The organism is Parasedimentitalea denitrificans, assembly GCF_011813015.1.
Taxonomy (GTDB): Bacteria; Pseudomonadota; Alphaproteobacteria; order Rhodobacterales; family Rhodobacteraceae; genus Parasedimentitalea; species Parasedimentitalea denitrificans.
Map to the genome: position 1 here is coordinate 57951 of NZ_QHLQ01000002.1, position 12404 is coordinate 70354.

The 12404-nt window shown below is 55.1% G+C and carries 15 protein-coding genes; 9 read left to right on the forward strand and 6 right to left on the reverse strand.

Going from position 1 to position 12404, the window contains the following annotated elements; genetic code table 11:
* Positions 1 to 58 precede the first annotated feature (58 nt).
* The 8 genes from DL239_RS02850 (at position 59) to aat (ending at position 7258) form a co-directional block, all read left to right on the forward strand.
* The gene (locus DL239_RS02850) at positions 59 to 1081 is read left to right on the forward strand and encodes a branched-chain amino acid ABC transporter permease (protein WP_167682087.1); all 1023 of its coding nucleotides are present in this window, start codon (positions 59 to 61) and stop codon (positions 1079 to 1081) included.
* Positions 1082 to 1085: 4 nt separating this feature from the next.
* Entirely contained in the window at positions 1086 to 2288 is a 1203-nt protein-coding gene (locus DL239_RS02855; protein ID WP_167682089.1) for a branched-chain amino acid ABC transporter permease, read from the forward strand.
* Between the two features lie 11 nt (positions 2289 to 2299).
* A complete protein-coding gene (locus DL239_RS02860; RefSeq protein WP_167682091.1) occupies positions 2300 to 3055 on the forward strand; it encodes an ABC transporter ATP-binding protein in 756 nt (251 codons plus the stop codon).
* 12 nt (positions 3056 to 3067) lie between these two features.
* Entirely contained in the window at positions 3068 to 3823 is a 756-nt protein-coding gene (locus DL239_RS02865; RefSeq protein ID WP_167682093.1) for an ABC transporter ATP-binding protein, read from the forward strand.
* Positions 3824 to 4024: 201 nt separating this feature from the next.
* Positions 4025 to 4561: a helix-turn-helix domain-containing protein gene (locus DL239_RS02870; RefSeq protein ID WP_167682095.1), complete on the forward strand. Its 537-nt coding sequence runs from the start codon at positions 4025 to 4027 to the stop codon at positions 4559 to 4561.
* 147 nt (positions 4562 to 4708) lie between these two features.
* The gene (gene accB / locus DL239_RS02875; protein WP_167682097.1) at positions 4709 to 5203 is read left to right on the forward strand and encodes an acetyl-CoA carboxylase biotin carboxyl carrier protein; all 495 of its coding nucleotides are present in this window, start codon (positions 4709 to 4711) and stop codon (positions 5201 to 5203) included.
* 9 nt (positions 5204 to 5212) lie between these two features.
* A complete protein-coding gene (accC, locus tag DL239_RS02880) occupies positions 5213 to 6562 on the forward strand; it encodes an acetyl-CoA carboxylase biotin carboxylase subunit (RefSeq protein ID WP_167682099.1) in 1350 nt (449 codons plus the stop codon).
* Positions 6563 to 6622: 60 nt separating this feature from the next.
* Positions 6623 to 7258 carry a leucyl/phenylalanyl-tRNA--protein transferase gene (gene aat, locus DL239_RS02885; RefSeq protein WP_167682101.1) on the forward strand — a complete coding sequence of 212 codons (636 nt, stop codon included), beginning with the start codon at positions 6623 to 6625 and terminating at the stop codon, positions 7256 to 7258.
* Here aat and DL239_RS02890 read toward each other — a convergent pair.
* From DL239_RS02890 to DL239_RS02915, 6 genes are all read right to left on the reverse strand, one after another.
* Positions 7222 to 7605, reverse strand: a complete 384-nt coding sequence (locus DL239_RS02890) for a DUF2155 domain-containing protein (protein ID WP_167682103.1) — start codon at positions 7603 to 7605, stop codon at positions 7222 to 7224. The genes aat and DL239_RS02890 overlap by 37 nt on opposite strands.
* On the reverse strand, positions 7602 to 8054 hold the full coding sequence (gene mlaD / locus DL239_RS02895) for an outer membrane lipid asymmetry maintenance protein MlaD (RefSeq protein WP_167682105.1): 453 nt from the start codon (positions 8052 to 8054) through the stop codon (positions 7602 to 7604). Before mlaD ends, DL239_RS02890 begins: the two co-directional genes overlap by 4 nt.
* A gap of 28 nt (positions 8055 to 8082) precedes the next feature.
* Positions 8083 to 8469, reverse strand: coding sequence for an NADH:ubiquinone oxidoreductase subunit NDUFA12 (locus tag DL239_RS02900; RefSeq protein WP_167682107.1), 387 nt, complete (start codon positions 8467 to 8469; stop codon positions 8083 to 8085).
* Between the two features lie 145 nt (positions 8470 to 8614).
* Complete coding sequence (locus DL239_RS02905) at positions 8615 to 8974, reverse strand: RidA family protein (protein WP_167682109.1); 360 nt, start codon at positions 8972 to 8974, stop codon at positions 8615 to 8617.
* A 99-nt stretch (positions 8975 to 9073) separates the two neighbouring features.
* Positions 9074 to 10342, reverse strand: a complete 1269-nt coding sequence (gene clpX, locus DL239_RS02910) for an ATP-dependent Clp protease ATP-binding subunit ClpX (RefSeq protein ID WP_167682111.1) — start codon at positions 10340 to 10342, stop codon at positions 9074 to 9076.
* Positions 10343 to 10486: 144 nt separating this feature from the next.
* Positions 10487 to 11119, reverse strand: a complete 633-nt coding sequence (locus tag DL239_RS02915; protein ID WP_167682113.1) for an ATP-dependent Clp protease proteolytic subunit — start codon at positions 11117 to 11119, stop codon at positions 10487 to 10489.
* 255 nt (positions 11120 to 11374) lie between these two features.
* Here DL239_RS02915 and DL239_RS02920 point away from each other — a divergent pair, with 255 nt between their 5' ends.
* On the forward strand, positions 11375 to 12382 hold the full coding sequence (locus DL239_RS02920) for a GlxA family transcriptional regulator (RefSeq protein ID WP_167682115.1): 1008 nt from the start codon (positions 11375 to 11377) through the stop codon (positions 12380 to 12382).
* Positions 12383 to 12404: the final 22 nt, after the last annotated feature.

Below are 12404 nucleotides of genomic sequence, written 5' to 3' on the forward strand. Positions count from 1 at the left end.
CCCGTCGAGGCCGCCGGACAGTCATAAAGACCAGACCACAAACCCAAAGGTGGGGGCTATGGACGCAATCCTATTGCAAATCTTGAACGGGCTCGACAAGGGCTCTGCCTATGCGCTGATCGCGCTGGGACTGACACTCATTTTTGGCACGCTTGGCGTGGTGAACTTTGCCCACGGGGCCTTGTTCATGATCGGTGCATTTTGCGCCGTCACCGTACAACGTCTCTTCAGCCTCAGCTTTGAGACAATTGATGAGACCCAAACCGACTTTCTTGGCAATGCACTGAAAGTTAAAACCCCCTATGTCGAGGCCTGGTTCGGCCCTCAAATGGGCGGAGCAATCATCGATTGGGCTGTGCCCTTGGCGATCTTGTTTGCGATCCCGATTATGGTTTTTGTCGGCTATGCGATGGAACGCGGGCTGATCAAACACTTCTACAAGCGGCCCCACGCCGACCAGATTCTGGTGACCTTTGGCCTCGCCATCGTGTTGCAGGAAGTGATTAAATATTTCTACGGCGCGAACCCGATCCAGACCCCTGCCCCCGAGTCTCTCAGCGGAATCGTCAATCTGGGCGCTATCATTGGCATGGATATCGTCTATCCAGTCTGGCGTGTCGTGTACTTCCTGTTCTCGCTCTTGGTTATTGGCGGCATCTTCTCATTCCTGCAGTTCACCACCTTTGGTATGGTGGTACGCGCCGGTATGGCAGACCGTGAAACGGTGGGCTTGCTGGGTATCAACATCGACAAGCGGTTCACCGTCATGTTTGGCATCGCCGCCGCTGTCGCAGGCCTTGCTGGGGTTATGTACACCCCGATCAACTCCCCCAACTATCATATGGGCATGGACTTCCTTGTTCTCAGCTTTGTTGTGGTGGTTGTTGGCGGCATGGGTTCGCTGCCCGGAGCTGTTCTGGCTGGCTTCCTGCTGGGAATTCTCGAAAGCTTTGCCTCGATGAACGAGATCAAATCAATCATCCCAGGTATCGACCAAATCATCATCTACGTGGTGGCAATCATCATTCTGCTCACCCGCCCCCGAGGCCTAATGGGCCGCAAAGGCGTGATGGAGGACTAAAAACATGCTCGGAATGAACAAAAACGACACCCGAATGCTGCTGCTTGTCGCTGCATTGACGATGTTAGCCCCCTTTATCCTGAACCCGTTCCCCACGGACAGCGGATTGGCACAATTCAACGCCGGATACCCGGATCTTATGCAGCGGTTTGTGATCTTTGGCATCTTTGCCATCGGTTTCAACATTCTGTTTGGCCTCACTGGCTATCTCAGCTTTGGTCACGCGGCCTTTCTTGGTGTCGGCTCGTACTCGGCGGTTTGGATGTTCAAACTGCTGGCGATGAACGTCATCCCTGCCATCCTGCTGTCGGTGGCTATGGCGGGTATCTTTGCCCTGCTGATTGGCTATGTCTCGCTGCGACGTTCGGGTATCTACTTTTCAATCCTGACACTGGCCTTTGCTCAGATGTCGTTCAATCTGGCCTATTCAGTATTGACCCCAATCACCAACGGTGAAACCGGCCTGCAGCTGAACCTGGATGATCCTCGAATTTTGGGCGTGTCGCAGACTGCTGATGGATCTATTCCAGTCACCAACCTGTTTGGCTTGGAAATGCGCTCGACCTTTGAAATGGCCGTTGGCCCCTGGGCATTCCAGTTCAACGCCGGGTACTACCTGTGTGCACTGATCCTGCTGGCTGTGTTCTATCTGTCGATCCGCATCTTCCGCTCGCCTTTTGGCCTGATGCTGAAAGCGGTGAAATCCAACCAACAACGGATGAACTACACCGGCTTGAACACCCGCCCCTACACACTGGCTGCCTTTGTGATCTCTGGCATGTACGCCGGTCTGGCTGGTGGCTTACTGGCCTCGATGGACCCACTTGCAGGCGCCGAGCGTATGCAGTGGACCGCGTCAGGTGAAGTTGTCCTGATGACCATCCTTGGCGGTGCTGGCACCCTGATTGGTCCGGTTCTGGGCGCTGGCTTTATCAAGTACTTTGAGAACATCTTCTCCAAGATCAACGAAAGCGTGTTGCACAGCTGGTTCAGCATTCTGCCCGATGGGCTAGAGGATCTGCTAGTGACCTTGGTCTACCCCTTTGTCGGCAAAGGCTGGCACATGACACTGGGCATTCTGTTTGTTCTGGTCGTGGTGTTCCTGCCCGGTGGTTTGGTCGAGGGTGGTCAACGCATCGTTAGCTGGCTGCGTAGCAAGAAATCCGATGACAAAGCCGCCAACGGCAAAACCGAACCTGCGGAATAAGGAGACACAAGATGGGAATTCTTGAAGTCAAAGGCGTAAACAAGCGGTTCGGCGGGCTCCAGGCACTGGGGGATGTGAACCTCAGCGTCAAGGAAAACTCGGTCCACGCGATCATCGGCCCCAACGGGGCTGGTAAATCCACCCTGCTGAACTGTCTGGTGGGCAAACTGATCCCCGACACTGGGTCAGTCATGTTCGACGGCCAGTCGGTGCTGGGCCGCGCGCCTTATGAGATCAACCAGATGGGCATCAGCCGTGTGTTCCAAACACCCGAGATCTTTGGTGAACTTTCGGTGATGGAAAACATGATGATCCCCTGTTTTGCCAAACGCGATGGTGCGTTTGAAATGAACGCAATCGGGTCTGTGCTCAGCCAGAAAGATATCATCGAAAAAGCCGAAGCAATGTTGAAAGACATGAACATGGCGGACAAGCGGCACATGAACGCGGCCTCTCTGTCGCGCGGTGACAAACGGCGTCTTGAGATTGGCATGTGCTTGTCTCAGGAACCTCGTCTGCTGTTGTTGGATGAACCTACTGCCGGCATGGCACGGGCTGATACCAACAACACAATCGACCTGCTGAAACAGATCAGTGACGAACGCGACATTACCATCGCCATCATCGAACACGACATGCATGTTGTGTTCTCGCTGGCCGACCGGATCACCGTTCTGGCCCAAGGCACACCACTGGTCGAAGATGAGCCACAAAACATCCGAGGCAACCCCAAGGTCCGCGAAGCGTACCTGGGTGAGTCGGGCTAAGGAGAGAACCAAATGAACGTCAAACCAAATTTCTCCAAGAACGCCAACCAGGCGACCACGGCCCCGGCCTTTCTGTCGGTCTGGGACATGCATGCCTATTATGGCGAAAGCTATATTGTGCAGGGCATTTCCTTTAACGTGCACGAAGGCGAGATCCTCGCCTTGCTGGGCCGTAACGGTGCGGGCAAAACCTCAACCCTGCGCGCCATTGCCCGGATGGACGACCCTCAAATCAACAAGGGTGAAATCTGGCTGGACCACCAGCCTCTGCACTCAATGCAGAGTTATCAGGCTTCGGCAGCTGGTCTGGCCCTAGTGCCCGAAGATCGCAGCATCATCCCTGGCCTGACGGTCGAGGAGAACCTGCAACTGGCCCAAATCGCCCCACCCATCGGTTGGTCACTGGAGCGCTTGTACGAATTGTTCCCCCGTCTGGGCGAACGTCGCAAGCAAGAGGGGGTAACCCTGTCCGGTGGTGAACAGCAGATGCTGGCGATTGCCCGTGCTCTGGCGCGCGACATCAAAGTCCTGCTGCTAGATGAGCCTTATGAAGGGCTGGCACCTGTGATTGTCGATGAGATCGAAAAAACTCTTATCCACATCAAGGAACAGGGCATCACAACTATCATCGTTGAGCAAAACGCAGTGCGGGCGCTGGAGCTGGCCGACCGCGCGGTGATCCTAGACACTGGAGGCATCGTCTTTGACGGTCTGGCCGCCGAGGTTCTGGAGAACGAAGAACTACGGGCTGAATATCTGGCGATCTAAGGCCCCAAAAGTTTTGCGTTTAAAGAGTGACAAAGGCCGACGAAACACAAGTCGGCCTTTTTTCATCTGCAGTGTTGGGTTCTGATTAACGAAGTTGACCCTCTGCTCACTTGGTCATGAACTTCGATCCCAACGAAAATACTATGGCTCACAAATCCACAGCCCCTTTCCAAAAGAACTGATCCGGTCCAGATATACCTGATGACTGATATCGCTTTTGACCATGCTCCTATCGGGCTCGCCCAACTGGAACAGCGCATTATCCAGCGCTGTAATCTGCAATTTGCCGAGACCTTTGGCGATGAACCAGAGGCCTTTGTCGGCATCGAGATTGCCGAACTGTATCCCAGCCGCGAAGACTATGATCGGATTGGCACCCGCTTGCAGCAGGACGATGTTCAGGCAGGCCGGTATGACGATGAACGCATCATGCGGCGGCGCTCGGGTGATCTGTTCTGGTGCCGCGTTCGGGGGCGTTCGCTGACGCCCGAACAACCGTTTCGCGCTGGGATCTGGTCATTTGCTGACATTTCCGATGACAGGCCGGTAGTCACGCTAACCCCACGCGAACGGGATGTGGCGATCCTGACCTGCCACGGGTTATCCGCCAAGGAAATCGGCGCCAAGCTGAACCTGTCTTATCGCACAATTGAGACGCATCGGGCGAATCTTCTCAAGAAATTCTCTGCTCGTAAGCTGCCTGAATTGGTGGCCAAGCTGACCGGTATGCCGTTGTAGGCGGAGACCAATTGCAAATTGAAAACAAAGCGCCCATGTTAGCATCTGGTTAGGGTGCTTTCCTTGTGGGCAACCTTGCCTTATAAGCGCCACGAAATAACAGCCTGCCATATTCTGCAGGCCTGTGGGGAACCGGCTGAGGACACTATGAAAAACAAAACTCACGAAGCAGACGTCGCCTTTATCAAGGCATTGGCCGAAATGCTGCGCGACAACGACCTGACAGAATTGCAGGTCAAACGAGATTACGGCGATGACGACAGCCTGAATGTGCGTGTCTCTCGTCAGGTTGCCGCAGTAGCGGCCCCGGTTCAGGTCGCAGTACCTGCAGCTGCTCCGGCAGCGGCCCCGGTCGCAGCAGCGGCGGCTCCGGCAGCAGCGGCCCCAGCCGAGGATCCAGCCAGCCACCCCGGCGCGGTTCCATCCCCGATGGTTGGCACTGTCTATACTCAGGCTGAACCTGGTGCGCCGACCTTTATCTCTGTTGGTTCAAAAGTCAGCGAAGGTGATACCCTGTTGATCATCGAAGCGATGAAAACCATGAACCACATCCCTGCCCCCAAAGGCGGCACCGTCAAGCGCATTCTAGTCGAAGACGGCGCAGCTGTGGAATTCGGAACACCTCTGGTCATCATCGAGTAAGGATCTGACATGTTTGACAAGATCCTGATTGCCAACCGCGGAGAGATCGCCCTGCGCGTGATCCGCGCGGCGCGCGAAATGGGCATCGCCAGCGTTGCGGTGCATTCCACCGCTGACGCCGATGCCATGCACGTGCGTATGGCCGACGAGTCGGTCTGCATCGGCCCACCACAGGGCACCAGTAGCTACCTGTCGATTCCTGCCATCATCTCGGCCTGTGAAATCACAGGGGCGCAAGCAATTCACCCTGGCTATGGCTTCCTGTCGGAAAACGCCAATTTTGTGCAGATCGTCGAAGACCACGACCTGACCTTCATTGGCCCCACCGCGCAGCATATCCGCACAATGGGCGACAAAATTACAGCCAAGGACACCATGAAAGAACTGGGTGTTCCCTGTGTACCCGGCTCAGATGGCGGTGTGCCAGATCTGGAAACCGCGAAAAAGGTTGGTGAAGAAATAGGTTATCCGGTTATCATCAAGGCCACCGCTGGTGGCGGTGGTAAGGGCATGAAGGTCGCTCAAACCGCAGATGACATGGAAATGGCATTCCGCACTGCTCGTGCTGAAGGTAAATCCAACTTTGGCAACGATGAAGTCTACATCGAGAAGTACCTGACCACGCCACGTCACATCGAAATTCAGGTGTTTGGCGACGGCAAGGGCAAAGCTGTTCACCTGGGCGAGCGCGACTGTTCGCTGCAACGTCGTCACCAGAAGGTGTTCGAAGAGGCGCCAGGCCCAAGCATCAGTGCGGAAGAGCGCGCCAAGATTGGTAAGGTTTGCGCCGACGCAGTCGCCAAGATCGACTATATCGGTGCCGGCACAATCGAGTTCCTTTACGAAAACGGCGAGTTCTATTTCATCGAAATGAACACCCGTCTTCAGGTAGAGCACCCGGTGACCGAGGCGATCTTTGGTGTTGATCTGGTGCGCGAACAAATCCGCGTTGCCGAGGGCCTGCCAATGTCGTTTGGTCAGGACGATCTGGTGATCAATGGCCATGCCATCGAGGTTCGGATCAATGCCGAAAAGCTGCCAAACTTTGCGCCATGCCCCGGCAAGATCACCCAGTACCACGCCCCCGGCGGCTTGGGTGTTCGGATGGATTCGGCGCTGTATGACGGCTATTCGATCCCGCCCTACTACGACAGCCTGATCGGCAAGTTGATCGTGCATGGCCGCGACCGCAACGAAGCGATCGCCCGCCTAAGCCGCGCGCTTGGCGAATTGATTGTAGATGGTGTCGACACCACGGTACCACTGTTTGATGCCCTGCTGGCTGAACCTGATGTCCAGACAGGGAACTACAACATTCACTGGCTGGAACGTTGGCTTGACGACAACATGGCTAGCTAAAAACACTGTAGCGGTGCGTGCGAGCACGCACCCTACTCTCCCGTCTGACTGGGCACTGCAATGACAGAGCTTACAGCAGACCTGTTGCTGCGTGCCTATTCTGTCGGGGTGTTTCCCATGGCAGAGCACCAGGATGACCCAGAGGTGTTCTGGGTAGACCCCAAACTGCGCGGCATTCTGCCACTAGACGGGTTTCGCATTTCCCGGTCTCTGGCAAAGCGCCTGAAACGCGGCGCTTTTCAGATCACAATTGACCAAGACTTTCCCGCAGTTGTGCGCGCCTGCGCTGACCGAGCCGAAACCTGGATCAATGACGATATCTACAACCGCTACGTCGAACTGCACCAGTTGGGGCACGCTCACTCTGTTGAGGTCTGGCAAGATGGTGAGCTATCCGGTGGCGTCTACGGTGTCACATTAGGCGGCGCATTCTTTGGTGAAAGCATGTTTTCCCGTCGGACAGATGCCTCCAAAATTGCCCTGTGCTTTTTGATTGATCGGCTGAGACAGGCCGGGTTCACGCTATGCGACACTCAATTCATCACCCCCCACCTTGCCTCGATGGGAGGGGTGGAAATCAGCCGCGATGACTATCAAGCGCGTCTAAAAGATGCATTATTGGTGACTTCTGACTTTACGGCACCGGCGATCCCGACGGCTCAGGAAATGCTGCAGCGAAGAACCCAGACATCGTAACGGCTGTGATCCAGCGCACTCAGTGCTGGACTAGAGGCAATCATCCAGCCTTCGAACTGCACGGTGCCAGTATCTGGTTCGCGTATGGTCAGAAACGCATAGGCGTCGCCGGTGGGGTTATCGGCAGGATAACGGCAATCTGACAGTGTCACCAGCAACCCAAACAGCTCAGCGCTGCCGCCCGTTTGGATCTCAGCATCCGCCGTGTGACCGTTGACCTTGTCTAGCCCACGCACCACTGCACCAGCGGCCGAGACCGCGCCAGAAGCTGGAACGGCGTCCTCTTGTGCCCAAGCAGGTGCGATCGCCAGCGCACCTATCAGCAAACCGGAAAATAGACGCTTCACGATTCCTCACCGCTTCCGGAGACGAACTTCAGAAGCAGGGTAATCAGGCTGACCGCACCCTGCGTGTCCTCCATCTCATCCCCTGGTTCAAAATTGAACGGTGAGCCACCGGGCATGATCTCGACAAAATTACCACCAAGCAGCCCCTCGGAAGAGACAACAATGGCGCTGTCGTCGGGGATATCAATCCCTTCCTGCACCGAAAAATGCGTGTCAGCACGATAGGTCTGCGGGTTCAGTTCTACGTCGGTCACAGTACCAATCTTGACCCCGGCCAGACGGACATCAGTGCCCACGCCTACGCCCTCAAGAGATCGAAAAGACGCGTTCAGCTCATAGCCGTCGCTGGACTTGGACAGGCCAGTTGCCTGCCCCGCATAGACCGCAAAGCCAATTGCTGCGGCCAGAACGACGCCGCCGACCAAAACTTCGGTGGTGTTGTGGGACATTGTTACGCGCCTCTACCGGGTTCGGAGCTTACTCCGGTACCCATGCCTCATAATCGCTGCGCTCTTTCGGTCCACCAGCCTGGCGAATCGATCCCTGTGGCGCATAGGCCATGGGCGTGCCTGTCAGGTTTTCCTGATGCGGCTTTTCCCAGTCCTTGTGGACCAGCGGCTGCTCGGTTGGCAGCTCGTCATACGTGTGGTGCAGCCAGCCGTGCCAATCCGCATTGATACGCGATGCTTCGACTTCGCCGTTGAAGATCACCCAGCGTTTGCTGTCATCGGCATTGTGGTAATACACATTGCCCTGATCATCGTCGCCGACTTTGATGCCCTTACGGGCGGTGAAGAGCTGTGTGTTCAGCGTTTGACCGTTCCACCAGGTGACGGCGCGCAAAAGAGTGCTCAGGATTGACATGGATGCCTCCGTAAATTCCCCTCTGATATGACGCAGTTTTCACCAGAGGTCCAGACGCTGCGCCACCTTCAACGGCGCACGAAATGATTGTTGTGCATAATTTCACACGCTCAGGGGTGTTTCAGGCCCTGAGCGCCACCGGGTTCTAGGGTGCAAGCGCGGTTACTTCGATCTCGATCCTGAATTTCGGGTCAATCAGGCCACATTCAATCATTGTAGCCGCCGGTGGATTCTCGCCAAAGGTCTTGGCCAACATTGGCCAACAGGCGTCAAACTCATGCCGGTCGGGCAGGTAATAATTTATTCGGACAACTTGTTCAAAACTACTGCCCGCATCTGACAAAGCCTTGCCAATGATGTCTAGCGCCGACTTGCACTGCGCAACCACATCGTCGCCCTGCCCTACGGTGCCTGCAACATGAACAAAACCGCCAGCCACAACAGCGCGGCAATAGCCAACCTTGGCCTCGAACTCACCACCTGAGGAAATCCTAGTGATCGTCATCTCAACTCCTACACCTCCGCTATTCTATCAGAGGCCTTTTCACAGAAAAACGGCGCGGGATGAACCGCGCCGCGTTAATCATGTCCGGTAACCCATGGGTTACCCGGCCGATGCAGGCTCTTTTTCTGAATCGGTATGGATCATCAGCGGTTCAACGTTCGAATTCACAGCTTCTTCGTTCACCACAACCTTGGTCACGCTCTCCATACCGGGGAGCTCAAACATTGTGTTAAGCAGGATGTCTTCGAGGATCGAGCGAAGGCCCCGCGCACCGGTTTTACGTTCGATAGCCCGTCGAGCAATTGCGCTCAGAGCGTCATCGGTAAAGTCCAGTTCAGTTTCTTCGATCTCGAACAGACGCTGGTACTGTTTGACCAAGGCGTTCTTAGGCTTGGACAGGATGGTAACCAAAGCGTCCTCGTCCAGATCCTCTAGCGTTGCCAACACAGGCAAACGGCCAACGAATTCTGGGATCAGACCGAATTTCAGCAGATCTTCCGGCTCCAGGTCCTGGAACACTTCGCCGATACCGCGTTCATCATTGTCGCGCACATCCGCACCAAAGCCCATCGCCGAACCCTTGCCACGTGCGGCAATGATTTTATCCAGACCGGCAAAGGCGCCGCCACAGATGAACAGGATGTTGGTGGTGTCGACCTGCAGGAATTCCTGCTGCGGGTGCTTACGACCACCCTGAGGAGGAACACTGGCAACGGTGCCTTCCATCAGCTTCAGCAGTGCCTGCTGTACACCCTCGCCCGATACGTCACGGGTGATCGATGGGTTTTCAGACTTGCGAGTGATTTTGTCGACTTCATCGATGTAGACGATACCACGCTGCGCGCGCTCAACGTTGTATTCCGATGCCTGAAGCAGTTTCAGGATGATGTTTTCGACGTCTTCACCCACATAACCGGCTTCGGTCAGTGTTGTTGCATCCGCCATGGTGAACGGCACGTCCAGAATTCGAGCCAATGTCTGCGCCAGCAGTGTCTTACCGCAACCGGTTGGGCCGATCAGAAGAATGTTGGACTTGGCCAATTCCAGCTCTGATCCGGCCTTCTGGGCATGATTCAGACGTTTGTAGTGGTTGTGAACAGCAACCGAGAGAACCCGTTTAGCTGTTGCCTGACCGATGACATAGTCATCCAGTACTTCACAAATATCCTTGGGAGTTGGCACACCGTCAGTGGCCTTCAATCCTGAGGCTTTGGTCTCTTCACGGATAATATCCATGCAAAGTTCGACGCACTCGTCGCAGATGAACACGGTCGGTCCCGCGATCAGTTTGCGTACTTCGTGCTGGCTCTTGCCGCAGAAGCTGCAGTAAAGCGTATTCTTGCTGTCGCCGCTTGAGTTCGTTGCCATGGTCTACCTTTCAGTCCGCGCTAGGAGGTGCCCATTCTAGGCGTCTCCTACTTCCAAAACAGCTTAGGCCAGAGCCTGTGCCGCTACAATCGCAAAGTACGCCCCAGCCAACCAGGGCGCACAGATTACTTATTAAAAAGAGCCTTAACTCTCTTCAGTTTCGCCTTTTGGACGGCTTGCCACGATCTCATCGATCAGGCCAAAGTCCTTGGCTTCTTCAGGTGACATAAAGTTATCCCGTTCCAGAGCCGCTTCAACTTTGTCCAGCTCTTGGCCAGTGTGTTGCACGTAGATCTCGTTCAGGCGTCGCTTCAGCTTCAGCGTTTCTTCGGCGTGAATCATGATGTCAGTTGCCTGCCCCTGGAACCCGCCAGACGGCTGGTGAACCATGACGCGGCTGTTTGGCAGGCTGAAGCGCATGCCTTTTTCGCCAGCAGTCAGCAGCAGCGACCCCATCGAGGCAGCCTGACCAATCACCAGTGTCGAAACCTTAGGCTTGATGTACTGCATGGTGTCGTAGATCGACAGACCCGAGGTCACAACGCCACCGGGAGAGTTGATGTACATCGAGATTTCTTTGGATGGGTTTTCCGCCTCAAGGTGAAGCAGCTGCGCTACGATCAGCGAGCTCATGCCGTCATGCACAGGACCATTCAAGAAAATGATCCGCTCTTTCAGCAAGCGCGAGAAAATATCATAGGCCCGCTCGCCACGTGCGGTTTGTTCAACCACCATGGGGACCAGGGTGTTCATGTAGGTTTCTTTTGGATCAAACATTTGGGCCTGCCTGCTTTGAATTTAGTCGGGACCATACCCGACAGAGTGTTACTTGATTCTTAGTATCGCGACATAATGGCCGCAAGAGGGGGTAATAAATTTGCTGTTCCCCGCTCACGCAACACTGATAGTGTCGCATTTTAGCAGTTCGCTGCCGCAAATTGGTTGCTATCATTGACCAGCCCAGTTTACCACACACCGATAATGGGCTTAACTTTCTTTTACTGGACGTCGGCCACGGCCTAGGAATCGATTATGCAGACAGATAACTTTGTACAAAAAGGTGCTGCTGCCCAATTGGCGGTCCAATTTAACGGCAGTTCCCAGGATTTCTATTTTCTGATGCTGCCCAAGGCGACCATGTTACCAGTGGCCGCCGCAATCGAGCCACTGCGAATTGCTAATCAGGTTTCCAACACTGAGCTGTACCGCTGGTACATCATGTCCGAAGACGGAGCACCGATAACCTGTTCGAACGGAATGACGGTAACTCCGGACATGCCATTAGAGCAACTGCCACAGGATGCTGTGGTTTTTGCCTGTTCAGGTGTTGAACCACAACACACAGCCAGCGACGCGACGATTAACTGGTTGCGCCGCGAACACCGGTTTGGCCGCAGGCTTGGGGCGATCTGTACCGGCGCATTTGCGCTGGCTCAGGCCGGATTGCTGCGCGACCGGGAATTTACTCTGCACTGGGAAAACCATCCCGGGTTCATCGAAATGTACCCCGATCTGCAGCCGTCTTCTAACATCTATGAAATCACCGATACACTGATGACCTGTGGCGGCGGCAATGCGGCGACGGACATGATGTTGAACCTGATCGAAGAGCGCCATGGCAAGAATCTGGCGATCATCGTTGCCGACATGTGCCTGCACGTGCGCTCTGGCGGTCAGATGGCACCACAGAAATCCAACTATGCTGTCGCCATCGGCAGCCGCAACCAAAGGCTGCTCACCGCGTTGCAACTGATGCAGGATTCAATCGAAGAACCCCTGTCGATCTCTACCCTATGTGAGCATCTGGACATTTCGCGCCGCCAGCTAGAGCGCCTGTTCTCTCGCTACCTGGATCAAAGCCCGATGCATGTCTACTCGGATATGCGGCTAAGCCATGCCTATGCGCTGATGAACGAGACTGCACTCACAGTGACAGAAATCGCACTGGCCTCGGGCTTTAACAGCGCGACGCATTTTTCGCGTCAGTTCAAACGTAAATTCGGCGCCAGCCCGCATTTCTTCCGTAAGGGCTGGGTGTAGGGCAGACGCAATTGCGACCTTG

What these genes read in the sequence shown, in the direction of transcription:
- DL239_RS02850 (WP_167682087.1), top strand. Translation starts at nt 59, where the DNA reads ATGGACGCAATCCTATTGCAAATCTTGAACGGGCTCGACAAGGGCTCT.
- DL239_RS02855 (WP_167682089.1), top strand. Translation starts at nt 1,086, where the DNA reads ATGCTCGGAATGAACAAAAACGACACCCGAATGCTGCTGCTTGTCGCT.
- DL239_RS02860 (WP_167682091.1), top strand. Translation starts at nt 2,300, where the DNA reads ATGGGAATTCTTGAAGTCAAAGGCGTAAACAAGCGGTTCGGCGGGCTC.
- DL239_RS02865 (WP_167682093.1), top strand. Translation starts at nt 3,068, where the DNA reads ATGAACGTCAAACCAAATTTCTCCAAGAACGCCAACCAGGCGACCACG.
- DL239_RS02870 (WP_167682095.1), top strand. Translation starts at nt 4,025, where the DNA reads ATGACTGATATCGCTTTTGACCATGCTCCTATCGGGCTCGCCCAACTG.
- accB (WP_167682097.1), top strand. Translation starts at nt 4,709, where the DNA reads ATGAAAAACAAAACTCACGAAGCAGACGTCGCCTTTATCAAGGCATTG.
- accC (WP_167682099.1), top strand. Translation starts at nt 5,213, where the DNA reads ATGTTTGACAAGATCCTGATTGCCAACCGCGGAGAGATCGCCCTGCGC.
- aat (WP_167682101.1), top strand. Translation starts at nt 6,623, where the DNA reads ATGACAGAGCTTACAGCAGACCTGTTGCTGCGTGCCTATTCTGTCGGG.
- mlaD (WP_167682105.1), bottom strand. Translation starts at nt 8,054, where the DNA reads ATGTCCCACAACACCACCGAAGTTTTGGTCGGCGGCGTCGTTCTGGCC.
- DL239_RS02900 (WP_167682107.1), bottom strand. Translation starts at nt 8,469, where the DNA reads ATGTCAATCCTGAGCACTCTTTTGCGCGCCGTCACCTGGTGGAACGGT.
- DL239_RS02905 (WP_167682109.1), bottom strand. Translation starts at nt 8,974, where the DNA reads ATGACGATCACTAGGATTTCCTCAGGTGGTGAGTTCGAGGCCAAGGTT.
- clpX (WP_167682111.1), bottom strand. Translation starts at nt 10,342, where the DNA reads ATGGCAACGAACTCAAGCGGCGACAGCAAGAATACGCTTTACTGCAGC.
- DL239_RS02915 (WP_167682113.1), bottom strand. Translation starts at nt 11,119, where the DNA reads ATGTTTGATCCAAAAGAAACCTACATGAACACCCTGGTCCCCATGGTG.
- DL239_RS02920 (WP_167682115.1), top strand. Translation starts at nt 11,375, where the DNA reads ATGCAGACAGATAACTTTGTACAAAAAGGTGCTGCTGCCCAATTGGCG.